The 22,090-nt window shown below is 66.2% G+C and carries 28 protein-coding genes and 1 tRNA gene; 24 read left to right on the top strand and 5 right to left on the bottom strand.

What is annotated here, in order from left to right; translation table 11 throughout:
• The first annotated feature begins 92 nt into the window (after nucleotides 1-92).
• The 8 genes from AB0O34_RS20100 (at nucleotide 93) to AB0O34_RS20135 (ending at nucleotide 5,935) form a co-directional block, all read left to right on the top strand.
• Nucleotides 93-494 carry a metalloregulator ArsR/SmtB family transcription factor gene (locus tag AB0O34_RS20100; protein WP_363917321.1) on the top strand — a complete coding sequence of 134 codons (402 nt, stop codon included), beginning with the start codon at nucleotides 93-95 and terminating at the stop codon, nucleotides 492-494.
• Entirely contained in the window at nucleotides 491-1,144 is a 654-nt protein-coding gene (locus tag AB0O34_RS20105) for an SRPBCC family protein (protein ID WP_363917323.1), read from the top strand. Before AB0O34_RS20100 ends, AB0O34_RS20105 begins: the two co-directional genes overlap by 4 nt.
• Complete coding sequence (locus tag AB0O34_RS20110; RefSeq protein WP_363917325.1) at nucleotides 1,144-1,290, top strand: hypothetical protein; 147 nt, start codon at nucleotides 1,144-1,146, stop codon at nucleotides 1,288-1,290. Before AB0O34_RS20105 ends, AB0O34_RS20110 begins: the two co-directional genes overlap by 1 nt.
• Nucleotides 1,287-1,991 (top strand): DNA alkylation repair protein, encoded by a 705-nt coding sequence (locus AB0O34_RS20115; RefSeq protein WP_363917327.1) that lies wholly within the window; start codon nucleotides 1,287-1,289, stop codon nucleotides 1,989-1,991. The genes AB0O34_RS20110 and AB0O34_RS20115 overlap by 4 nt, the downstream gene beginning before the upstream one ends.
• 572 nt (nucleotides 1,992-2,563) lie before the next feature.
• Complete coding sequence (locus AB0O34_RS20120; protein WP_363917329.1) at nucleotides 2,564-3,430, top strand: hypothetical protein; 867 nt, start codon at nucleotides 2,564-2,566, stop codon at nucleotides 3,428-3,430.
• A gap of 36 nt (nucleotides 3,431-3,466) precedes the next feature.
• Nucleotides 3,467-4,411 (top strand): hypothetical protein, encoded by a 945-nt coding sequence (locus tag AB0O34_RS20125; RefSeq protein WP_363917331.1) that lies wholly within the window; start codon nucleotides 3,467-3,469, stop codon nucleotides 4,409-4,411.
• 40 nt (nucleotides 4,412-4,451) lie between these two features.
• Nucleotides 4,452-5,339, top strand: a complete 888-nt coding sequence (locus tag AB0O34_RS20130; RefSeq protein ID WP_363917333.1) for a hypothetical protein — start codon at nucleotides 4,452-4,454, stop codon at nucleotides 5,337-5,339.
• Nucleotides 5,306-5,935, top strand: coding sequence for a site-specific integrase (locus AB0O34_RS20135; protein ID WP_363917335.1), 630 nt, complete (start codon nucleotides 5,306-5,308; stop codon nucleotides 5,933-5,935). Before AB0O34_RS20130 ends, AB0O34_RS20135 begins: the two co-directional genes overlap by 34 nt.
• A 356-nt stretch (nucleotides 5,936-6,291) precedes the next feature.
• Here AB0O34_RS20135 and AB0O34_RS20140 read toward each other — a convergent pair whose 3' ends face one another.
• Complete coding sequence (locus AB0O34_RS20140; protein WP_363917337.1) at nucleotides 6,292-6,510, bottom strand: hypothetical protein; 219 nt, start codon at nucleotides 6,508-6,510, stop codon at nucleotides 6,292-6,294.
• Nucleotides 6,511-6,691: 181 nt separating this feature from the next.
• Here AB0O34_RS20140 and AB0O34_RS20145 point away from each other — a divergent pair, with 181 nt between their 5' ends.
• Nucleotides 6,692-7,699: a hypothetical protein gene (locus AB0O34_RS20145; protein ID WP_363917339.1), complete on the top strand. Its 1,008-nt coding sequence runs from the start codon at nucleotides 6,692-6,694 to the stop codon at nucleotides 7,697-7,699.
• A gap of 37 nt (nucleotides 7,700-7,736) precedes the next feature.
• On the opposite strand, the gene AB0O34_RS20150 is transcribed toward AB0O34_RS20145, so the two are convergent.
• Entirely contained in the window at nucleotides 7,737-8,498 is a 762-nt protein-coding gene (locus tag AB0O34_RS20150; protein WP_363917341.1) for a glycosyltransferase, read from the bottom strand.
• Nucleotides 8,483-9,304 carry a GntR family transcriptional regulator gene (locus AB0O34_RS20155; RefSeq protein WP_363917343.1) on the bottom strand — a complete coding sequence of 274 codons (822 nt, stop codon included), beginning with the start codon at nucleotides 9,302-9,304 and terminating at the stop codon, nucleotides 8,483-8,485. Before AB0O34_RS20155 ends, AB0O34_RS20150 begins: the two co-directional genes overlap by 16 nt.
• 155 nt (nucleotides 9,305-9,459) lie before the next feature.
• Here AB0O34_RS20155 and AB0O34_RS20160 point away from each other — a divergent pair, with 155 nt between their 5' ends.
• The 14 genes from AB0O34_RS20160 (at nucleotide 9,460) to AB0O34_RS20225 (ending at nucleotide 20,505) form a co-directional block, all read left to right on the top strand.
• Complete coding sequence (locus AB0O34_RS20160; RefSeq protein WP_363917345.1) at nucleotides 9,460-9,630, top strand: hypothetical protein; 171 nt, start codon at nucleotides 9,460-9,462, stop codon at nucleotides 9,628-9,630.
• Nucleotides 9,631-9,838: 208 nt separating this feature from the next.
• Nucleotides 9,839-10,195, top strand: coding sequence for a WhiB family transcriptional regulator (locus tag AB0O34_RS20165; RefSeq protein ID WP_363917347.1), 357 nt, complete (start codon nucleotides 9,839-9,841; stop codon nucleotides 10,193-10,195).
• A gap of 147 nt (nucleotides 10,196-10,342) precedes the next feature.
• Nucleotides 10,343-10,513: a hypothetical protein gene (locus tag AB0O34_RS20170; protein ID WP_363917349.1), complete on the top strand. Its 171-nt coding sequence runs from the start codon at nucleotides 10,343-10,345 to the stop codon at nucleotides 10,511-10,513.
• Nucleotides 10,514-10,547: 34 nt separating this feature from the next.
• Nucleotides 10,548-11,450, top strand: a complete 903-nt coding sequence (locus AB0O34_RS20175) for a DUF4097 family beta strand repeat-containing protein (protein ID WP_363917351.1) — start codon at nucleotides 10,548-10,550, stop codon at nucleotides 11,448-11,450.
• Between the two features lie 14 nt (nucleotides 11,451-11,464).
• The gene (locus AB0O34_RS20180; protein ID WP_363917353.1) at nucleotides 11,465-11,854 is read left to right on the top strand and encodes an RRQRL motif-containing zinc-binding protein; all 390 of its coding nucleotides are present in this window, start codon (nucleotides 11,465-11,467) and stop codon (nucleotides 11,852-11,854) included.
• The gene (locus AB0O34_RS20185; RefSeq protein ID WP_363917355.1) at nucleotides 11,851-12,708 is read left to right on the top strand and encodes a hypothetical protein; all 858 of its coding nucleotides are present in this window, start codon (nucleotides 11,851-11,853) and stop codon (nucleotides 12,706-12,708) included. The genes AB0O34_RS20180 and AB0O34_RS20185 overlap by 4 nt, the downstream gene beginning before the upstream one ends.
• Nucleotides 12,709-12,957: 249 nt before the next feature.
• Nucleotides 12,958-15,201: a cell division protein FtsK gene (locus tag AB0O34_RS20190; protein ID WP_363917357.1), complete on the top strand. Its 2,244-nt coding sequence runs from the start codon at nucleotides 12,958-12,960 to the stop codon at nucleotides 15,199-15,201.
• A 139-nt stretch (nucleotides 15,202-15,340) separates the two neighbouring features.
• Complete coding sequence (locus tag AB0O34_RS20195; protein ID WP_363917359.1) at nucleotides 15,341-15,559, top strand: hypothetical protein; 219 nt, start codon at nucleotides 15,341-15,343, stop codon at nucleotides 15,557-15,559.
• A 20-nt stretch (nucleotides 15,560-15,579) separates the two neighbouring features.
• Nucleotides 15,580-15,882, top strand: coding sequence for a hypothetical protein (locus tag AB0O34_RS20200; RefSeq protein ID WP_363917361.1), 303 nt, complete (start codon nucleotides 15,580-15,582; stop codon nucleotides 15,880-15,882).
• Nucleotides 15,879-16,616 carry a DNA cytosine methyltransferase gene (locus AB0O34_RS20205; protein ID WP_363917363.1) on the top strand — a complete coding sequence of 246 codons (738 nt, stop codon included), beginning with the start codon at nucleotides 15,879-15,881 and terminating at the stop codon, nucleotides 16,614-16,616. Before AB0O34_RS20200 ends, AB0O34_RS20205 begins: the two co-directional genes overlap by 4 nt.
• Nucleotides 16,613-17,521 carry a bifunctional DNA primase/polymerase gene (locus AB0O34_RS20210; RefSeq protein WP_363917365.1) on the top strand — a complete coding sequence of 303 codons (909 nt, stop codon included), beginning with the start codon at nucleotides 16,613-16,615 and terminating at the stop codon, nucleotides 17,519-17,521. The genes AB0O34_RS20205 and AB0O34_RS20210 overlap by 4 nt, the downstream gene beginning before the upstream one ends.
• Nucleotides 17,522-17,553: 32 nt before the next feature.
• Nucleotides 17,554-18,753, top strand: a complete 1,200-nt coding sequence (locus AB0O34_RS20215) for a DUF3631 domain-containing protein (RefSeq protein WP_363917367.1) — start codon at nucleotides 17,554-17,556, stop codon at nucleotides 18,751-18,753.
• 118 nt (nucleotides 18,754-18,871) lie between these two features.
• The gene (locus AB0O34_RS20220) at nucleotides 18,872-19,057 is read left to right on the top strand and encodes a helix-turn-helix domain-containing protein (RefSeq protein WP_363917369.1); all 186 of its coding nucleotides are present in this window, start codon (nucleotides 18,872-18,874) and stop codon (nucleotides 19,055-19,057) included.
• Complete coding sequence (locus AB0O34_RS20225) at nucleotides 19,057-20,505, top strand: tyrosine-type recombinase/integrase (protein WP_363917371.1); 1,449 nt, start codon at nucleotides 19,057-19,059, stop codon at nucleotides 20,503-20,505. The genes AB0O34_RS20220 and AB0O34_RS20225 overlap by 1 nt, the downstream gene beginning before the upstream one ends.
• 51 nt (nucleotides 20,506-20,556) lie before the next feature.
• Here the strand turns inward: AB0O34_RS20225 and AB0O34_RS20230 are convergent.
• A tRNA-Arg gene (locus AB0O34_RS20230) sits at nucleotides 20,557-20,632 on the bottom strand.
• 281 nt (nucleotides 20,633-20,913) lie between these two features.
• Entirely contained in the window at nucleotides 20,914-21,147 is a 234-nt protein-coding gene (locus AB0O34_RS20235) for an RNA-binding S4 domain-containing protein (protein WP_363917373.1), read from the bottom strand.
• Between the two features lie 189 nt (nucleotides 21,148-21,336).
• Here AB0O34_RS20235 and AB0O34_RS20240 point away from each other — a divergent pair, with 189 nt between their 5' ends.
• Nucleotides 21,337-21,909, top strand: coding sequence for an ATP-binding protein (locus tag AB0O34_RS20240; RefSeq protein WP_363917375.1), 573 nt, complete (start codon nucleotides 21,337-21,339; stop codon nucleotides 21,907-21,909).
• The last annotated feature ends 181 nt before the right edge of the window (nucleotides 21,910-22,090 follow it).

Raw genomic sequence — 22,090 nt, forward strand, 5'->3', positions numbered from 1 at the left:
AGCCCGTCCACCATGCGGACGGGCTGACGAGTGCGGCATCACAGCATTATTCAGGCTTGACTTAATTAAGCGGACATTGACATAGTTCCTGGGTGCACGCGTTCGACGTCCTCGGCGACCCGGTGCGACGCCGAATACTGGAGCTGCTCGCCGACGGAGAGCAGGCCGCCGGTGCCGTCAGCGAGGTCATCCGGGCAGAGTTCGGCATCTCGCCACCTGCGGTGTCGCAGCACCTGCGAGTGCTGAGGGAGTCCGGTTTCGTCACCGTCCGTCCGGACGGTACGCGGCGCCTCTACGCGGTGGAGGCAGCACCTCTGCAGGAGGTCGACATCTGGCTGGAGCGCTTCCGGCAGTTCTGGAGCCAGCGCCTGGACGCATTGGCCACCGAACTCGCCCGCGGCAAACGCCGCGAACAGCGCGACAACGGTGGAAACACTGCCGGGACACTGGATCATCGTCAGGAGACCGAGTCCGTTAGCGAGGAGGACGAATGATCGACATCATCAACCAGATCAACACCACCCACCGGGAGATAGGCAACCAGGCGGTCGCCGCCGGTGAAGGGCGGTCGGTGCTGCTGCGCCGGGTCTACGACGCCCCGATCGAAGACGTCTGGAGCGCCTGCACCGACCGAGAGCGGCTGGGCCGATGGCTGGGCCCGGTCGAGGGCGACCTGCGGGTCGGCGGTACGTTCCAGCTCAAGGACAACGCCGGTGGCGAAATCCTGCGCTGCGAGGAACCCCGTCTGATCAAGGTGACCTGGGTCTTCGGCGAGGGCATGCCGACCGAGGTCGAGGTGCGCCTAGCACCCGGCGACGACGGCCGCACCATCTTCGAGCTGGAGCACGCCTCGCCCGCCCAGATCGTCGACGAACTCGTGCGCACCTACGGTCCCGGTGGCACGATCGGAATCGGCTGCGGCTGGGACCTCGCGCTGCTCGGCCTCGACCTCTTCCTGCACGGCGTGAAGTTTGACCCCGCCACCTGGCAGGACACCCCCGAGGAAAAGGAATTCGCCATCCGCAGCTGCCACGCCTGGGGGCCCGCGATCCAGGCTGCCTGGGGAACCAGTGACGACGACATCGCCGCGGCCATCGCGTTCGCGGTGCAGCACTTCGCCCCCGAGACCAGCGACGACCGCTGATGACCCACGACGTCACCACCGCCGCCGGCAGGGCGCCCGGGGCAGTCGCCGGATCGGCGAGAGCGCTGCTGACCTGCGGCATTGTCGCCGGACCGCTCTACATCGTCGTGGTCGCGGGCGAACACCCGATGGCACCCGCTGCATGAGCGATCCACGTGATGAACAGGAGGCTGAGGTGACTCAGACGACGGTAGCCGTGGTGATGGCCGAGCTGGCCGCGATCGAGGACCCGAAGACACGCGAGGTCAACAAGAAACACGGTGACGATCACGGTGTGAACCTCAGCATGCTGCGCGCGCTCGCAAAGCGGCTGAAGACGCAGCAGGAACTCGCGCGCCAGCTCTGGCAGACGGCTGACACCGCGGCGAGACTGCTAGCGATCCTGATCTGCCGCCCCAAGGCGTTCGAGCGTGACGAGTTGGACGTCATGGTGCGCGAGGCGCGCACACCCAAGGTGCACGACTGGCTCGTGAACTACGTGGTGAAGAAGAACCCGCACTCCGAAGAGCTGCGCCTGGCCTGGTCCGCCGATCCCGATCCAGTGGTCGCGAGTGCCGGCTGGGCGCTGACCACCGAACGCGTGGCCAAGAAGCCCGAGGGCCTCGACCTCGCAGGACTGCTCGACGTCATCGAGGCGGAGATGAAAGACGCCCCGGCTCGCCTGCAGTGGGCGATGAACCACTGCCTGGCTCAGATCGGGATCGAGCACGCCGAGCACCGGGCCCGCGCAATCGACATCGGTGAGCGCCTGGAGGTGCTCAAGGACTACCCGACTCCCCCGAACTGCACATCTCCGTTCGCGCCCATCTGGATCACCGAGGTGGTGCGCCGACAGCACGACAAATAGGAAGCTTCCTGCCGCGCTCGTGCCGCTACACGCAACACGATCGACAGAAGTTGGCTATCGAGGCGAAGCGCAACGCACACGGAGATGTACCCATGCAAACATCCGCTTCTGCCGCGAGTCGCGTCACGGCGGGAAGAACGGGCGGGCGCTCTCGTCCCGCACGATCGACTACGTCCACGCGGTGCTACGAAGGAGTTCCGCGACGCCGTGACGGTCGATCAACTGCTGTCCTCAAGCCCCGTCGATCGAGCGAAGCGCCCACGGCCCGCGGTGCGCGAGCCCAGAACCGTCTAACCCACTAACACCCTTAGATCTACAGTCCCGACCTATTTTCGAGCCAGGCGAAACAAGTCACCCGCACCCTGGCGGGAGACCCTGGTCAGAGGGTGGTGGACGGTTGATGCCCCTAGTGGCCGACGTTGCTGTCACCACTGCTGGATCATCGCCTGCCTGCGTTTTGTCGGTGGTCCCGTTTACGCTTCTCATAGTCGCGTGACGTCCAATGATTCTGGCGGGTGATCTGGGTGTCTGGTGGTGCCGTCTCCCCGGAAGCGACAGGCGGGGCTGGTGTGATGTTCGAGTACCGGCTCGCGGCCGTGCTGCTGAGCCGAATGCTGCGGCGGGCGCACGTCCCGATCGGCATTGATCTGCCCATCCAGCGCGTCGCCCTCCAGCAGAGGGTCGCCGGTCACGCCTTCGATGACATAGTGGTGGGAACGGACACGGCAGGCCTGGGCCCCACCATCGAAATCCAGGTCAAGAAGCGCCTGCCGATCAGTGGCGGCAACCCGGAGTTCGTCAAGGTGATGTCGACCGCGATTGAGGCGTACCGCTCCCACCCGGAGGAGCTGAAGAACGGCCGCCTACTCCTGGGCTTGGCGGCCGGCGGCCCTGTCGGCGACTTGGAAGCTCTCGCCGAGCTGACGACCATGGCCCGCGCTCATCCGGACGCGGTCTCCTTGGGCCGGGTGTTGAGCGAAGGGGTGACCCGTTCCGCTCTGCGCACCCGGCACGACCATGTCGTGAAGGGCATGGCCACCGCAGCGACGATCGGTGACCGCTTCGAAGCCGAGTCCCTGACCCACCAGATCCTCTCTGCCCTGCACGTGTGGCACGTGCAGGTGGGCCGCGACGGCCGCGACTGGCGTGCGGAACTCGACCTGATCGCCGACCTCGCCTCTGCCACGGGCCAGGCGGCGGACACCGTCCTCGGACGGCTCTACGATCTGGCCCAAGAGGTCGGGCCCCGGGCGGGCGACCTTGACCAGCAGAGGATCTGCGCTGAACTACTGCGAAGGTACGGGCTCGATCTCGCATGTGCGGTCCGAAGTGCCCCCGAGACCAGGACCACGACCATCAACATCACCAATACCGAATCTGGAACGGTCTTTTCCGCCGCCGGAAATCAAGTGTTCAACGGCCTGCGCATCGGTCGGTGACGTCGCCATTCATTCGAGTTACCGAGGATATCGTCGATGACGACGTTAGAAGTCTCTGTTAGTGACAGAGCCACGGCGTTCGTGGCCGGGGTCCAGCACTTCAACAACTACGGTGAGGAGCTGGTCGAGGTCCGTGTGATCGCGGACGACGAGCTCGCACCTTGCGGCAATGACCGGTTCGTCGCTCCCGAGGGTGAGGATTGGGACCGTTTCGGTCTTCTGCTGCGTACGCACCGAATCGTGGTCCTGCTCGGCGACGCCGGGACGGGACGCCACACCGCCGCCCTGTGGCAGCTGCTGGGCTGTTCTCCACGCGAGGCGCTCCACGAGCTGGAACCCACCTGGTCGCGGCCGCAACGACGTCTCCTGCCTCCGGCCGAGGCCGGCCACGGCTACGTCCTCGATCTTTTCAACGCGACGGAAGAGCCTGCGGAGGACTTCGGCAAGGGGTTGCTGTCCTGGGTGCGGGAGAGCGAAGCCTTCCTCGTCGTGCTGGTGACCGGTCGCGTCTGGGCTGGGCCGTGGACCCAGCCCCTCAAACATCTGCTCGTGTCGCTGCCGTCCCCGGACGCCCGTGACTTGATAGAGCGCCAGCTTGACACTCTCAGCCTCGATGACCGTGTTCACCTGCTCGACGAGGAGCCTCTGGCCAAGATTTTCGGCTCCGCGCCCCGAGCCGAGGACGCCGCCCGGCTCGCCGAGATCATCAGGAAGTCCACGATCCTGAAGGTGGAGGACATCGCCGACGAGTACAGCGGTTGGAAGGGCTGGCTAGAGGAAAAATTTCCCAAACCCCTCGGAACTCGTACCCTTTTCTGGTCCGCAGCGCTCTGCGACGGCGGACGCACGATGTCGATCCTTCAACTGTCCGAGGCCCTGCGGGTGGAGCTCGGCGAAGATCGGAGCCCCGGCGGCTGTTCTGGCCGACGCCATCGCTTCGGAGCGTCTGGAGGAGGCCCACATTGTCCGGCGTGGGGATAGGGCCTACCTGGCCCCCAACCGTCATGGCCTCGCCGCCGCTGTGCGCCGGCATCTGTGGGACGAGTTCCAGCCGTACCGGCAGCTGCTGACCAAGTGGGCGGTGCAGCAGACGGCAGAGCTGCCGCCCGACGACGCCGCTAGGGTCATCGACGCCCTCCTGGATCTGGCGCTGCACTTCCGGGACGGCGAGATCATCAAACGGTTGCGATATGTGCTCCTCGCGAACAACCGCTCGTTCCTGGCCCAGGCATTCTCCAACGCAGCCATCGATCCGAGGTTCGGATCGTACATTCGCGCACGCCTGTACACCTGGCTGGCCACGAACCCGCCGCAACAGTTGGTCGAACTGGTCGCCGAAGTGTGCGGCGGCGTGTTTGGCGAGAAAGAGCCCGTTACGGCTCTCGTACGTCTTCAGCGAGCCGCGCTCAAGACCAAGGATGCCGACAGCGAGATCCTCGCAAAGGCCTTCACCTCACTCGCCATAAAGCACCGCCGAATCGTCTTCGACACGGTGATCGGCGGATGGCTCGGCAAGCCGGCGACCGAGCGTGCGGGCATCGTGGCCGTCTTGGGGCTTGCGTCCACCGACGACGGCATAACCGCCCTGTGCGGCCCGGACGGCGCCGACATCTCCAACCCGCGTGACCGGTTGGGGCTCGTCACCACCTTCAGGCGAGCGCTGAAGCGTGAAGATACCCGAGAAGCAGCTCGCAAGATCCTCGGGACGTGGGAGCGGGTGGCCGCACGAGGACTGCTCCCAGAAGACCTCGTCATAGAGGTTCTTGGAGCGTCGCTTGCGCCCGATCTCGAGGACAACATCATGCAGCGTTACCTGGAGAACGGCGCACTGGACGTCAGGACGTTCTGGGGCAAGGTCTTCGTGAAAGCAGCACAGTGCTTCGCGGAGCAGAAGCATCAGACGGTCTGAGCCGGCTCACTTGCGCCTTCTTCCACGTCGCTGCCTACACGGGGGCGCGTCGCGGGGAACTGCTGAATCTGCAGTGGTCTGATGTCGACCTGGATGGCAAGCAGATCGCCATCACGGGGTCGGCGGCGTTCATCGACGGTGAGCGGATCGAGGGCACCACCAAGAGCGGGCGCAAGCGCATCGTCAGCCTGGACGACAGGACCGTCCGGGTACTCCGGGAGCAGCGCCGACGGCAGGCCGCCGACAAGCTCGCCGTGGGTGAAGAGTGGCGAGGGACCGACGACTACGTGTTCACCACTGGATGGGGTGAGCCGGTCCATCCCGACACCGTCAGTTCTCTGATCGCGACCGTGATCAAGCGGTACAACAACCCGGTGCAGGGCGCCAAGCCCAAGGACCCGCTGCCGCATGCGCGGCTGCACGATCTTCGGCACATTCACGCCACCACGCTGCTTCTGGCCGGCGTCCCGGTGCATGTGGTCGCCGCTCGGCTGGGGCATGCGGATCCGTCGATCACGCTTCGGGTCTACGCCCACGTGATCCGGGCCGCGGAGGCGTCGGCGGCTGATGTCTTCGCCCAGGCGATCGGGGAGTAGGTGGGAGCCACCCAGTGGCCCCCCTGTTAGCAAGAGTGTTAGCAAGATCCGGAAGTTGTCCGGACAAAGCGAAAGGCCCGTCCCAGATAGTCCCTGGTGACGGGCCTTTCACACGAGCGCGGCCGACAGGAGTCGAACCCGTAACCTTCTGATCCGTAGAGGAAGACTCATTCAGCGTTGCTCATTACGTCTACCTGCGCAAATGCCAGGCCAGTGAGAGCGGACTACCTTGTATGGGAACACATTGGGAACTACCCATGGCCCAACGGGTCACTGATGTGATTTTCCCTCTGGCCTATGAACGCATCGGCGCGGGCCCGTACGCCTCTCTGTGGCCACCTCAGAGCCGCCAAGGGTTACGGGGTCAGCTTCTCGCTGTGCTCGTCGTCCATGTAGAGGAAGAAGGCAGTTACGCCGTACCCACTCTCATCATGCTCCATAGGGACCTGTTGCTCTGGGTCCCTGCCTTCCCTCTTAGCTATCTCTACGAAGCGGTACAGCTCCGCCCAGGTGAGCTGATCGTTAATGTCCAGCGACACACGCATGTTGAGTTGCGTCTTCTCAAAGTCGGTCACGACACCATCTTGCCAGCAACACTGTGATCGTTGCGGGCGGTTTGAGACTTGGGCGTGACAAGATCCGCCGACTCTCCTGTGCGGTGGCCAACTGTATGGCACCATCTAAGAGCTGACTCTTCTTCCTTCACATTGATCCCACACAACGAATCAGAAGTATCAAATCGCCAGGAGACTCAAGATGCAGGTAGCGCAATTTATTCTTGAGATCGTCAAGATAGCCATCTGGCCATCCGCGCTCATGCTGGCCATCATTGTCTTTAGGGGCAGCATTCCCAAATTGCTAGAACGGGTTAAGGGGGCAGAACTCCCTGGAACGCGACTTGAATTCTTCGAAAAAGAGCGAGAGATTGAGCAGCTAACGGAAGCCGCCACTGGCTCCATTCAAAGAGGCGACGACACGGCCGAGTCGACGAACAACGAGGATGCGGATGCGAATGCCGTGTCAGAAGCTTCACAAAAAGGGCGAGCACTCCGCAATATCCGCATGATGGAAAGAAAGCGAGAAGCAGGAACGCCAGAGGGTGGCTGGGTAGTAGATCGCGAACTAGGTGGAGCTTTGAGTGGACCAGCATTTGCCTCTTTGCACGAAATAAGAAACCCCTTAGTCCTAGCAGGACAGGCAATCGCTAGAACAAATCGAGAAAGTATGGCATTCAGAGGAGGCGAGGACGATTTTCTTGATCTCGCACTTGGAGTGTCGACCACTGGAATACCTCCAGTGCCCGATCTCTGGGAACTCTTAGAGCGCGATATTCCTCCCAGCCTCATAGGGCGCCGAACGAGGGACCTAGTGTCTCGATACTTGAATGAGGTAGGCAAAATATTTGACATCCACAGCTCCCCACGAATGGTTGCGCCAAATATTTCAGCTAAGTTCCATAGTCCGTCATGGCAGCTTATAAGCGAGGCCATTCTGACACTCTGGGATATGACGCTAGATGTCGAGGATGGCGCCGACCGAAAGACGTTGTACGCACTTCTTTCTTCAGCAAATGATACAATAGAGGCCGTTGATACGCTTACCCGAGAACTCGTCGAATTCGCGATGCGTGTACAGACAAAGGTGGAAGCAAGAAGTATCAGTAATCCACCATCGGAAGTAGAGAACACACCTGCAGACGCCCAAGAGGTAGGACCTAAAGGACATGAAGAATTCGGGCGATTCGCCCATAATCCTAACGATTAGGTAAGCAGTTCTCCCATTCTTGAGATGGCCCCAGTCACTATTGTGCTGATATTGGCCATATCTCTCTAAGTGACACAGCGCGCTCATCTATAAGGCCCATACGGAGGTTCCACTCCTCGGGCCGGTTGTGAGCCGCCCCTGCGGTCTCTTGCCCCGGCCATTTCCTATACAAGAGGCCAACCTCTCGATGGAAGTATCCCCAACTAATTACACTTGCCGGAATTAAAAGACCAGTATCGTCTGAGCCCGGAACCCCCATCCAACCTCCCAGAGCTGTAACCAAGGGGCGCCGGATACAGATCGTTGTGGGATGCACCGGCAGGCGATAGTTATGAGCGCGCCAGTGTTCAAGAACGAATCCCGGTTCCAATCGTCCACTTGGTGGATCGCTATCAAATCCTACTGTGGACCCATCTGGCAGTAAATCTAGCACGCGCGAAGTAGTCCACTGGACTTGTCTATCCGTGGCAAGAACTTCGATGTCACGTGCAAGTACACCGGGGGTTAGAACGTCATCCGTATCTAGATTCTTTACTAGCTCGCCTCGTGACCTGGCAAGCGCGAGGTTCCGCGTGAGAGCTACGCCACCGCGACGACCGGTGCCGAAAACGATACGGGAGTCCGCCGGCAACAGCGTTTCGGCGACGCGCGAGTCGCCATCCTCCTGGATGACCCACTCCAAATCCCATCCATGCGGAAGCGTTTGGGCACAGAGCGAGTCGTATGCCTGTCTAAGCTGCTCCGGAACAGGCTTATAGCACGGCGTGATCACGGATATTAGGTTCACGATTGTTCCCACCTACGCAGATAGGTTGTGTGTTCCACTTCCGTTCGGTCACCGGGCAGGATCACCTCGGAGAACTCCACGACGCGCCCTGACGTATCGATGGAAGTCTTATGCAGAACAAGGACTGACACCCCTGGCTCAATGTCCAGTTCTGTCGCCTCATCCGGAAAGGGTGGTCTCGCTGTGAGGTTATCGACTATGCGATCTAGCTCGATGCCAATCGTGTGTAATTGATTCTGCGTTCCTCCCGGCCATGGCTCGTTGGCCGACTCCAAAAGGTCCGGGTTCTGTGCCGCTACGTCATAGACGAGATATGACCGTACGAGGTTAAGAGGAGTAGAGTTTTCCGCCCGCGAACTAGTCCAATATCGACGGCTAAGCAAGCTGGTTCCCGGGGGAACATCGAAGACTTCGGCCAGCGCCTCATTAGCTTCGATAGTTTCATATGCTACGCGGAACTCTAGATCCGGCATCTCTAGCGCGGTATCGTGTTCGGTCGCGCCGGTCTTTCTGCGTTCATCCTCGGTAAGCCGAGCGCGATCCTTTTCCCATTGGTACCGCTCTGTGTGGTTGCGGCGGACTCGTTGTCTAGACGCGCGTACGTACGTACCTCGCCCTTGTTCGGAGCGAACCAATCCCCAGTCGCTTAGTCGCTTAATAGCGTTCCGAACGCTTGTCCTCGACATGGCGAACCTGTTGGCCAGCTCGGGCTCACTCGGAAGCGGATCGCCCGGCGCCAGCGTGCCGCTCATGATCTCATCTCGTAGTTCCTCCGCTACCTGGATGTAGCGCGGTCGCCAGTCTCGTTCCGTCGTCACGTAGCCACGCTACCGCCCGCTCATTGGCATGTCAGCCAAGCCCGCATCAAGCTACTCGCGAGTAGGTCATTGACATGTCTGCCAAGTCGCCCTAGCTTCGTCTTCAGCACTTGGCAGACAGGTCTACGACCTCCGAGCGAAGGAATGTCCAGCAAATGGTGCCGACGCCAAAGCCCCGCCGCTTCCTGCCCATCCTGCTCTTGATCTGCGCGTTCTTCTTCATCGTCCGGGAGCCGGCCAAGGCCGCCGTCGCCGCCACCAACGCCATGCACGGCATCGGCACCGTGGCGGACGCGCTGATCACCTTCGCCTCCAACCTCGGTTAGCCCATCCATCAAAGAGGGACGGCCCCCATCCGCCAAGACAACGGGCCGCCCCTCGACTCCCACAAAGGAGCTACACCATCATGTCCCACCGAACGTTCCCGGCCAATGTGCTTCGGGACCCCTGCCACTGCTGCGGTGGTGGCGGGTGGATGACCTCGACGCAGCAGTGCGGCGTGTGCGAGGGCACCGGCCAGTGCGGTCGTGGCCGATGAACACTTCCGCCCTTCACCTGGTCACCGCCCATCCCGCGTTGCGGCTGTTCGACCTCATCACCGGCGACGTGCCGGCGGAGCTGGCCGATGGAGCGCTGTGCGGTTTCGATCCCGAGTTGCACACCGGCCTGGACGCCTTCACCGACGAGACCGCCGACGAGCGGGACGCGCGGGAGCAGGTGGCCAAGGACGTGTGCGCCGAGTGCCCGGTCAAGGTGGCGTGCCTGCGCCGCGCGCTCCGTATCCGCCCGGAGTCGGGCGTGTGGGCCGGTTTCACCGCCGCCGAACTGTCCAACCCGGCCGAACTGCTCGACACCTTCGGCCCGACGCAGGACCGCGCGGGGGTGGCCTGATATGGGCCGCTACCAATGCCCCCTCTGCGAGAGCATCCACCGCACCGAGAACACCCCGCGCTGCTCGGTTCACGGCACGGGTTCAGCCCGTGGCTGCGCCGAGTGCGCGCGGGTGGCCGTGTTGATCCCGTGCGGGGGTGGCCGCTGATGGCGCGCTTCCAGTGCATCGAGTGCGATCACGAGCACGGCACCGCCACCTGTTGCCCGCGCTGCCGCGTGCGGCGCGGCCAGGTGGAGCTCTGCCACTCCCACGGCGCCCGGCCCGTCCACCGCTGCCCGGCCTGCCGCATCCTCACCCGTTCCCAGTCCGGCATCTGACCACCGCCTGACTTCCCAAAGGACCCAAGCCATCATGAACGACACCAGCACGCGGACCCTGTCCGCCCCCATGCCCGGCCCCGTCGTGCTCGACATGACCATGCCGCACGGCCAGATCACCGTTCAGGTCACCGACATCGACCGCGCCGAGATCACCCTGACCGGCCCGGCTGACGGCCCGTACCGCGAGGCCCTGGCCGCCGCCACGCTGACGGCTGAGGCCCGCGTGGTCACGGTCAACGTCCCCACCACCGGCCAGCCCGGCATGACCATCGTCACGGGCAACGGTGGCCGCACGATCGTCACTAACAACCTCAACGGCGGGATCATCATCTCCGGCGGGAGCATGCACTTCTCGGGCAGCGTCATCAGCGGACACCCGGTGTCCGGCATGCACATCACCCCCGGCGTGCGCGCCGAGGTAAGGCTCCCGCGCGGTTCGGCACTTCGCATCCGTACCAAGTCCGCCACGGTGACCGCGCGCGGTGAGCTGGAGTGGGTCGACCACTCCTCGGTTTCCGGTGACCTGGAGATGGACGGTTGCCGCAAGCTGACCGCCCGGACCACCTCCGGAGACATCCGCGCCGACTACCCCGATCACGCCACCGTGCAGACCGTCTCCGGGGACATCCGGCTCGGGCGCACCGAGACCGTCACCGCCTCGACCACCTCCGGAGACATCCGGATCGAGGACTTCGGCGGATCAGGACGGCTGACCACCGTCTCCGGCGACATCACCGCCTACGCCACCGACGCCGGCCACCTGGCCGCCTCGGCGACCTCCGGCGACATCACCGTCAACGCCCCCGCCGAACTGGCCGCCTCCGGCGCCCTGACGGTGAACGCCCGATCCATCTCCGGCGACGTGCGAACCCCCCGCCCCCCGTCCACCACCGCCCGGCCGCGCCGCCCCCGCCGACCGTACGGCAACCACTGAAAGGGCAGGCACCGATGAGCCGCATTCGCGCCGCGTTCTTCGACCCCACCGGCCAGAGGTACGGCATCCCGACCTGGCCATGGCGGATGGCCCCGCCGCACTTGCTCACCGTGCGCCAGCTCGCCGCCGCCGGGCTTCGCCCCGGCGGGCAGGACGTCCAGGCACAGGTGTTGTGGCGCTCCCGCCGGTACCGCGCGCCCGGCGGGGTTCGCGCCGCCTACCTGTACGACGTCCGCTTCGCACTGCCCAAGCGGACCGCGACCGCTCGTCAGCTCGAAGCGCTGGCCAAGGCGAACGCCGCCCGCCGCACCTGCCCGACGTGCGGCACCGACGCCGGTTACGTGCTTCCCCGCCATCTGGGCACCTGCCTGGACTGCGCCGAGGCTACGGGGGTGGCCGCGTGAATACCGCGACCATGACCCGCGCTGAGGCGGGTACGGAGCTGGAAAGGTTGCAGCGCACCAGCCGCAACATCTCCCGTCCCGTGTGGGGAATCGCGGCCGGTGTCATGGTCTACGGCGCCGGCAACGTGTTCGGGTTGCTCACCGCGCACGCCGTACATCCCGCCATCGCGTGGATGCTGTCGCCGATGGTGGACCTGGGGTTGGTCGTCGCCCTGGTCGGTGGCCGCGCGCTGGACGGCTACGGCGTTCGGGATGGGTGGCTCACCGCGCTGCGGTGGACCGCCGGTCTGATGACGTGGCTGCTCAACATCGCCACCCCTGCCCTCGACCCTGCCGGGGTCGATTCGGTCGGTGTGCTGATCCACTCCTGCGGACCGCTGCTGCTGATCGTGGTCGCCGAGGCCGCCGCCTCGATACAGCGCAGCATCGCCGCCACCATCACCACCCTGCGCCAGACGATGGAGACCGCTGACCAGCTACCGCCTGCCGATCCCACGCCCCTACCGGCACCGGCCGCGCCTCGCCCGGCCCCGGCCCGTAAGCAGGCCGGTATGCCCAAGTCCGGCAAGACCGCCGCACCCCGTCCCCGCCGGACGGTCGTCGTCCCGGAAGTGGAGGAGTTGATGCCGCTGGGGTGGCGGATCGCCGCCGAGCTGGACCGCGCCGGACTCTCGCTGACCCGCGACCGGCTCCAGGCCGCAATGCGGCAGGCGGGACAGCCGGTGTCCAACACCCGCGCCGGCGCGCTGCTGGCCCGGCTCAAGACCGAAGCCCCCACCGACCCCGCCGAGACCCCGGCGCCACCCCTGCCAGTCCCCGCCCCCACGTCCGCCACCGCAGGACAGGACGACTGACCGCCGCCCCCTCCCGCCCTCCACCGATGTCCCTGGGACGGTCCCGCCCCGGCGGTCCGACACAGCGGTGATCGTCCCGGACGATCTCACGCACCGTCCGCGCGTTCCAACCGGGACCGTCCCCGTCCCGCCCCTTTGATCGTCCCGGACCGGCACCCTGGCCGGTCCGTGCGGGACGCGGCCCCAATCCGCCAAGACAACGGCCGCGTCCCGCCACCCCGCACACAACTCACACGAGGTGAACCCAGCATGACCCAGCCCAACGAGCCGAGCGAACTGCGCCCGGCCCCCGCCCCCGAAGACCGCCCGGCCGATGCCGCCCGGTCCGACGACGGCCCCGGTGCCGAGGTGGTTTCGATCGAGACCGCCCGCGCCGGACGCCACCCCTACCCGCCGAACGTCCCCACCGATCAGATCGACCCCGTGACCGGTACCCCGGTGCTTCAGGGGGAGATCGTCCGCGTGGACACCCCCGGCGAGATCGACCGTGATTGGCTGGCCGATCTCGCCGAGAAGGCCAAGGTCCGCCGCCGCATCGTGCCGCTGTGGCTGCGGTCGCGGCGTGACGCGGTGGACACCCTGAAGTGGGTGTCGATGCACTACGCCTACGTGGGCGGCTACCAGCTCACCCGGACCCCGAAGTACGCCGCCAAGCTGGCGTTCCGCTCGCCCCGCGGCTTGGCCCGGCTGGTCGGTGGCATGGTCAAGTGGACCTTCGACCTGGAAGGCGAGCCCGTGCGCCTGGCCGCTGTGCAGAAGGCCGACCCGGAGAACTACCTCAAGCTGTCGCGGCAACGTGACGCCCGCGTCCGGCTACGGGTGTGGATGGCAGGGCTGAGCCTGGTCACGCTGCTGATCGCGGGCATCCTGGTCGCCACCGCCGCCACGCCCGTGCAATGGGGCGCCCTGGCCGTCGCGCTGGCCCTGCTGGGCACCCTGGGCAGACCGGCGGACCGGCCGCTGATCGACCGCGCCGTCATCCCCACCACGGTGGAGAAACTGACCAGCGACATCGTGGTCCGCGCGCTGACCGCGATCAGCGTGTCGGGGATCAACGCCAAAAACCCCGACATCCGTTTCGTCGCGCCGATCACCCGGGATGGCCCCGGCTGGCGGGCGGACATCGACCTGCCGTACGGGGTGACGGTGGCCGATGTGATGGACAAGCGCGACCGGATGGCATCGGCGCTGCGCCGGCCGCTCGGGTGCATCTGGCCCGAAGGTGACTCCGCCATCCACGAAGGCCGACTGATCCTGTGGGTCGGGGACAAGGACCTGTCCAAGACCAATGTCCGTTCCCCGCTGCTCAAGGCCGCCGGCCACGATGTGTTCAAGGGCATCCCGTTCGGCGCCGACCCGCGAGGCCGCGCGGTGGTGGTGCCGATCATCCAGCACAACATCCTGATCGGCTCCCAACCCGGCCAGGGCAAAACCGCCTCGGTGCGGGTGCTGGCATCCGGCGCGGCCCTGGACCCGACCGCAGAGATGTGGATTCACGAGCTCAAGGGCACCGGAGACCTGGACCCGCATGAGGTCAACTGCCACCGGTATGTGTCCGGCATCGAAGACGAGGCGATCGGCTACGCCGCCGACTCCCTCACCCTGCTCCGCAAGGAGGTCATGCGCCGCGCCGCCGCGCTCAAGGCCCTGCCGAGCGACCTGTGCCCGGACAAGCGGGTCACCCGGCAGATCGCCGACCGGCGTTCGCTCCGCCTGCACCCGCTGATCGCCATCTTCGACGAGTGCCAGAACCTGTTCTCCCACCCCGAGTTCGGCGACAAGGCCGGTGATGACGCCGAGTTCATCATCAAACTCGGCCGCGCTCTGGGCGTGGTGCTGGTCTTGGCCACCCAGCGCCCCGACAAGGACAGTCTCCCCACCGGCGTCTCGGCGAACGTGTCCATCCGGTTCTGCCTGCGCGTCGGTGGCCAGATCGAGAATGACATGATCCTGGGCACCTCGGCCTACAAGAACGGCATCCGCGCCACGGTGTTCCAGCCCGGCGCGGACGCCGGTATCGGCTACCTGGTCGGCGCGACCCCGATGCCCAAGGTGGTGCGCACCTCCTACCTCGACACCCCCGCCACCCAGCACATCGCCAACCGCGCGAACGCCCTGCGGACCGGCGCCGGCACCCTGTCCGGGCACGCCGTAGGCGACCGCCCCGAAGCGACCGGCCCCGCCTCCGATCTGCTGGCCGACATCCTCGCCGTGGTCGCCCCGTCCGAGGCCAAGATCTGGTCCGAGGTCGTGGTGGCGCGGCTGGCTGAGCTGCGCCCCGAGGTCTACGGCCCGTGGATGGACCTGGAAGCCGACGCCCGCGCCGCGCAACTCACCACCGCGCTCAAGCCCTACGGCGTCAAGACCGGCCAGGTGTGGGGCACCCCCGAGACGGGCGGCAAGGGCGCCAACCGGCGCGGCATCACCCGCGACGACATCACCACCGCCATCACCCAGCGTGACGGAAAGCGTGGTTCCGGCACCGCGTCCTGACCCGCGAACCGGTGCTAGGTCTAGCACCCGCCCCCGCTAGACCTAGCACCCCCGCTAGCGCCCCATCCACTGGACTACCAGCGCACTAGCGTCTAGCGCCCCACCTGCGTAAACCTCGGAAACTGCCCTGGAGGCCCCTGTGGGACCCCTCATCGCCCTGCTAGTCCTCTGTCTATCCGCCGTCACGCTCGGTTACATCGGTTTCTGCCTGGTCTCCCCGTGGGGGACCTGCAACCGGTGCCGCCCCGGCGGCAAGAACCGCACCTGCCGCGCCTGCTCGGGAACCGGGATGCGCCCCCGCATCGGCTGGCAGCTCTACGTCTACGCCCGCCGCCTGCACCGCGACGGCACCCGATGACCGAAGGGAGACCACCCGCCATGACCGACCTGTCCGCCTGGAGTGAGCGCATCATCCACGGCCCCGGTGGCCTGACCGCCTACCTCGACCACGACGCGAGCACCCTGCCCGATCCGCAGACCGGCGCCGTGGAATGGGCGCTGCGCTGCCTGGCCAACCCCGCGAGCCAGGGTTACGCCGAGGTGCTGGCCGCGATCATCGCCCGCCGCGCCGACCTGTCCTGCCCCACCTGCGGCGCGCACTACGTCTGCCCCTGCGGCAACGTCGCCGCCTGCCGCTCGGTCTACTGCGCCACCTGCGCCGGATCGGAGGGCGCCGCATGAGCCCGCTCACCGACATCCAGCCCACCCTGCCCGGCCTTGACCAGCGCAAGCCGAACGGGCTGCGTCTGCTGGACCTGTTCTGCTGCGCCGGTGGCGCCTCGATGGGCTATCACCTGGCCGGTTTCGAGGTGACCGGCGTGGACATCGCCCCGCAACCCAACTACCCGTTCCCCTTCAACCAGGGTGACGCGATCGAATTCGTCCGCGAGCACGGACACACCTTCGACGTGATCAACGCCTGCCCGCCGTGTCAGGCCGACTGCACCCTGACCGCCGGCACCAACCAGGGCAGGGCCGACCACCGCAGCATGATGACCCAGACCCGCCGGGCACTGCTGGCCACCGGCCGGCCGTGGGTCATCGAAAACCCGATCGGCAGAGCCGAGATGCGCCGTGACCTGCTGCTGTGCGGGCTGATGTTCCCCGGCCTGGCCGTGTTCCGGCACCGGCAATTCGAGCTGCACGACCTCACCGTCCCCCAACCCGCCGAACCCGGCCACCGAGGGCACCGCGTGCGGGGCTGGCGTCACGGCCGGTTCTACGACGGCGACATGGTCGCCGTCTACGGCGAGGGAGGCGGCAAAGGCGCCGTCACCGACTGGCAGACCGCGATGGGCATCGGCTGGACCGACGTACGCCGCGAACTCGCCGAGGCCATCCCACCCGCCTACACCCACCACATCGGCCACGCCATCGCCGCCACCCTGCCGACCCGAACCGGGCAGGCCGCATGACCACCACCGCACGGCTCACCCGCTACGCGATGGCCGCCGCAGCCCGAGGCTGGCACGTCTTCCCCCTGGCCCCTGGAGGGAAGGTGCCGCCCCGCGGCTTCGACTCCTGGGAGAACCGCGCCACCACCGACCCCGACACCATCGGCCGATGGTGGTCCCGCCGGCCCTACAACATCGGCATCGCGTGCGGACCCTCGCGGCTGGTGGTGCTCGACCTGGACACCCCGAAGGAGGGGCTACGCCCCCCGCCTTCCTTCGACCTGCCGGGCGTCAGTCACGGCGCCGATGCGCTCGCGGTGGTCTGCGAGCGCGCTGGCCACCCGTTCCCCACATTGGAGACCTTCCAAGTCCGCACCCGCCGGGGTGGCATGCACCTGTACTACGCCGCAACCGGCGGCCCCGCGCTGCGCAACACCGAGGGCGACAAGGGCAACGGGCTGGGCTGGCTGATCGACACCCGCGCGTCCGGCGGGTACGTCGTCGGCCCCGGCAGCTTCGTGGACCTCCCCGACGGGACCGGTCCCTACGAGGTGGTTCACAACGCTGCCCCGGCCCCGCTGCCCCCCTGGCTGTCCAAGCAGCTTGTCACCCCACCCCCGGCGCCGGTCAAGCCCGTCCACCTGGCCCTGCCCGAGGACCGGCGCGGCGCGTTCCTACGGGCTGCGATCACCGGGGAACTGGACCGCCTCGCCGCCGCGCCGATCGGCGAGCGCAACCGCACCCTCTACCTGGCCGCCACCGCCCTGGGCCAACTGGTCGCAGGTGGCGCGCTGGACGCCGAGCAGGTCAAAGACCTGCTTGGACAGGGAGGGGCCGACGCCGGGCTGAGCGCCGCCGAAACCCGCCTCACCATCGCATCCGGGCTCAAAAACGGCGCCCGCCGCCCCCGGACCGTCGCCGCATGACCACCCCGCCCTCACACCTGGGAGACCCTTCCATGACCCAACCCGCCACCGAAGCGCACACCGACGGTGCGGCCCTGCTTGACGCGCTGCTGGCCGCGCTCACCCGGTACGTCATCCTGCCGACCCCCGAGGCCGCTGACGCGGTGGTGTTGTGGATCGCCGCCAGCCACGCGCAACCCGCATGGGCGCACGCCCCCCGGCTGGTCATCCGGGCGCCCGAGAAGCGCTGCGGCAAGTCCCGGCTGTTGGACGTGACCGAGGCCACCTGCCACGACCCGTTCATCACCGTCAACAGCAGTAGCGCGGCCGTTTACCGGTCCATCAGTGAGGACCCGCCGACCATGCTCGTTGACGAGGCAGACACCATCTTCGGCCCCAAAGCGGACGGCAACGAGGACCTTCGCGGGCTGCTCAACGCCGGACACCAGCGCAACCGCCCCGCCAAGAGGTACGACGCCAACACCGGCCGCGTCGAGTCCATCCCGACGTTCGCCATGGCCGCCCTCGCCGGCATCGGCGCCATGCCCGACACCATCGAAGACCGCGCCGTCGTGGTCCGCATGCGCCGGCGCGGCCCCGGGGAAACCGTCGCACCCTACCGGCACCGCCGCGACCGCCCCGCCCTGCGCCAGCTCGCCGAAAACCTCCGGCTATGGCTGCGCGCCGACCTCGACACCTTGGAGAAAGCCGAACCGCCCATGCCTGTGGAAGACCGCGCCGCCGACACCTGGGAACCCCTCGTAGCCGTCGCCGACCACGCCGGCGGGCACTGGCCCGACCGCGCCCGCGCCGCCGTGCTCGCCCTCACCGCCGAAGCCGACGACAACGGCCAGACATCCAACCGAGTCCGGCTGCTGACCGACTGCCGGACCGCGTTCGGCACCGATCCCGCCCTGGCCACCGTGACCCTGCTGGACCGGCTCAAGGCCGACCCCGAAGCGCCGTGGGCCGACTACGGACCCAACGGGCTCACCGCCATGAGGCTTGGCGTCCTGCTGCGCGAATACGAGATCCGTTCGGCCAACATCCGGTTCACCGATGGCACCCAGGCCAAGGGCTACCAGCGGGCCGACTTCACCGATGCCTGGACACGCTATTGCCCCGTTCCCGAGTCCCCGGCGACTCCGCAGAACACCGATATCCCGCTGTTCGAGGGGGGTAGCCGTCCCAGCCGTCCCAGCCTCGTCATCGCAGGTCAGCGCGGGACGGCTTCCAACCGTGGGACGGCTTAGCCGTCCCAGCAAAACAAGCCGTCCCAGCCTGACCAGCGGAAATGACCCTGGGACGGCTGGGACGGCTACCCCTCCCCTTACCGCTCCGCCCCCGCCGAACCGCAAGGAGAGATGCCCCGTGGCCAGGGCTGAAAAGCTCACCATCGCCGACATCTGCGATGACCTCGGTATCAGCCGCTCAACCTTCTACGACTGGCGCCAGAAGGGCCGTGCGCCCAAGTGCATGCGCCTACCCAACGGAAACCTTCTCGTGCGCCGCGCCGAATATGACCGCTGGCTGACCAGCCTGGAGGACGTGGCCTGATGAACCGCACCACATACAAAGTCCGCATCTACAAGACGGAAAAGCGGAAGAACGCCAAGGGCGTGATTACCTCTTACCGCGTACTCTGGCAGACCGATGGAAAGCCGTGGAAGAAGGCATTCCAAAAGGATGCCCAAGCGGACGCCTACCGCAGCGCCTTGGTGACCGCCGCCCGCAACGGCGAGGCATTCAGCCTGGCAACAGGGGAACCCGTCTCGTGGGCACGCACGGATAAGCCCGAGATGAGTTGGTACGGCTTCGCCTGCAAATTCGTGGACATGAAGTGGACCGACGCATCCGCCAAGCATCGCGCGGGAATCGCCTACGTCCTGACGCTCGCCACACCTGCAATGCTCACCGATACGACTTGCCCCTACGACGCGAAGGAAGTCCGGACCGCGCTTCGTCGCTGGGGATTCAACACCAAGGACCGAAAGAACTGCCCGCCGCGAACCCGTGACTTACTCAGATGGGTTGAGCGCAACAGCCGTCCTGTCTCAACGCTCGCGGTTCCAGCTATCGCGCGGGCACTGCTGAATGCCGCTACATCCCGCCTCAACGGCAAGCGAGTCGCCGCCAGCTCGAACCGCCGGCACCGCGTTGTCATGTCCAACGCCATGGCCTACGCAGTAGAACTCAAGTTGCTTGAGAAGAATCCGATGACGGACCTGAAGTGGAAGCCGTCGAAGACCACGCTTCAGGTGGACCGCCGATCAGTGGTGAACCCGGACCAAGCCCGCGCATTGCTCGATGCCATTGAGAAACGCAAGCCGAGCGGCCCCTTGCTGATGCCATATTTCGCCACTCTGTACTTCGCTGGCCTGCGCCCCGAAGAAGCCGTCAACCTACGGGAGAAGGACCTGACGTTGCCGGATGCGGCAGACACGTGGGGGGAGATCTACCTGACCGCAGCAACCCCGGACGTCGGAAGGGAGTGGACCGATTCCGGCGAACAGCGCGACGAACGCAGCCTGAAGCATCGCGCCGAGGGCGAAGGCCGCCCCGTACCGTGCGCCCCCGAACTGGTCGCCATCCTCCGTGCTCACCTGAAGGAGCACGGCGCCGGCCCCGGCGGTCGCGTGTTCCACGGCGTACAGGGGGATGTGCTCGCGACGAGCACGATCCAACGAGTCTGGGCCAAGGCCCGACAGGACGCCCTGACAACGGAGGAGTGCGGCTCACCGCTGGCCAAACGGCCCTATGACCTTCGGCACGCCTGCCTGTCCACCTGGCTCAACGCAGGTGTACCCGCGAAGCAGGTAGCCGACTGGGCAGGCAACAGCGTGGAAGTCCTCCTACGCACCTACGCCAAGTGCCTCGTTGGTCAAGACGAGATCTCCATGCGTCGGATCAGCGAAGTCCTGCGCCCTGGCACGCGGGAACGCATTGGGAAAGCTCAGCCGGACCCGCCCGATCATGACCGGACACAGCCGGACACCGATCACTGATCGAGACACGAAAAAGCCCAGGTCATCGCACTGATGACCTGGGCCTTTGTGTGGCGCGGCCGACAGGAGTCGAACCCGTAACCTTCTGATCCGTAGTCAGATGCTCTATCCATTGAGCTACGGCCGCCTGCTTGCCTGGATAAGCATAGCGGGTCTTCGAGGGTGTGCCGAACCGGTTATCCAACCGGCTCGGCGCCGGAGGGGATGATCCGCGGCGAGACGGCCAATCGGGATCAGACGGCTCCCCGTCCCGGCCCTTCCTGCAACCAGCCCCCTTCCACGGCGCGAGGCCTGCCTGTCGTTCGGGCAGATCGCCGCCCGGTTCCGGGACTAGGTCGCGATGCCGGGTTGGGAGGCAACCGGGTGCCCAAGTCACACGGGTGACGGGAGGGGCAACACCCCATTCTGTCAGGGGGCGGCTACTACGCGGATTTCGAAGTCGAGGCCGCTGACGATCTGGCCGGCTCTGATCTTGCAGGTCTTGCGCAGCTCGACGTCGCCGTCGACCATGACGTTGCCCTCGGCGATGAAGTGCTTGGCCTCGCCGCCGCTCTCTGTGACGGAGCAGTACTTGAGCAGGTCGCACAGCGGTATGTACTCGGTGCGCAGCTGGAAGGTGTCCTCCAGGAAGTTCTCGTCCACGCCCACAGCATAGGCAGCCCCGCGACGGTCAGATGGTGGGGAGCGGCGGCAATGGGATTGATGGCGAAAGCCGCCCTAATCGGACAAACCCTCCGCAAACTTTCGTGGTTCCGCGCGTGGCGGGCGGCCCCGGCGGCAATGAACCACCTCGGGTCACGCGACGTGGCCCCGGACCTGCGGATTGAAGGCATGATTCAGCAGCCAGCGTTCTACACGATGGGCGGTTCCTCGGCGCAGGTCGCCGTGGCGATCGCGCTGACCTTCCTCGGAGCCGCGGTGGTCCTCGCGGCGCTCCTTCGCAGGCGTCGTAACCGGGCGGTGGCCGCCCACTCCCACTCGCAGCACGTATCGGAACTCACCCGGCTGCTGCTCCGCACGCAGTACGACTACCCGCGCCCCACCCTGGCCGATCTGGTGCAGTCGTCACGTCACGGCGGCCTGACGATACGCCTCCACGTGGCCGGAACGCCCCAGGAGTTGCCCGACCCCGTGGATCTCGCCGGTATGCGGATCATCCAGGAGGCCCTGACCAACACCCTGAAACACGGTACGCCGAACGCCACGGTGGTCCTGTCTTACGAGCCCGACCGGGTCACGCTGACCGTGGACAACGGCATGAAGGCCAAGACGCACGCCTCCCGGGGGCCGCACGAAGGGCTTGCCACCATGCGTCGCCGTGCGAGCAAGATCGGCGGGTCGGTGTGGGCCGGGCCGTACGAGGGTGGGTGGCGCGTGCACGCCGAGCTGCCGTTCCGGGGCTAGGCCCACTCACTCGACCTTGGACTTCTTGGGGAACAAGGTGTGGCTGAGCGGCCACAGGAGTGCGATCGCGGGCACCTTCGCCAAGCCGGTCATGAACGCCGAGAGTTCCCCCGTACGGGACGGGTCCCCGACCAGGCGTCGCGGGTGAGACGCCGTACGAGGGACGGCCCCGCGCGACCGA

Source organism: Sphaerisporangium sp. NPDC088356 (assembly GCF_040685555.1).
Taxonomy (GTDB): domain Bacteria; phylum Actinomycetota; class Actinomycetes; order Streptosporangiales; family Streptosporangiaceae; genus Sphaerisporangium.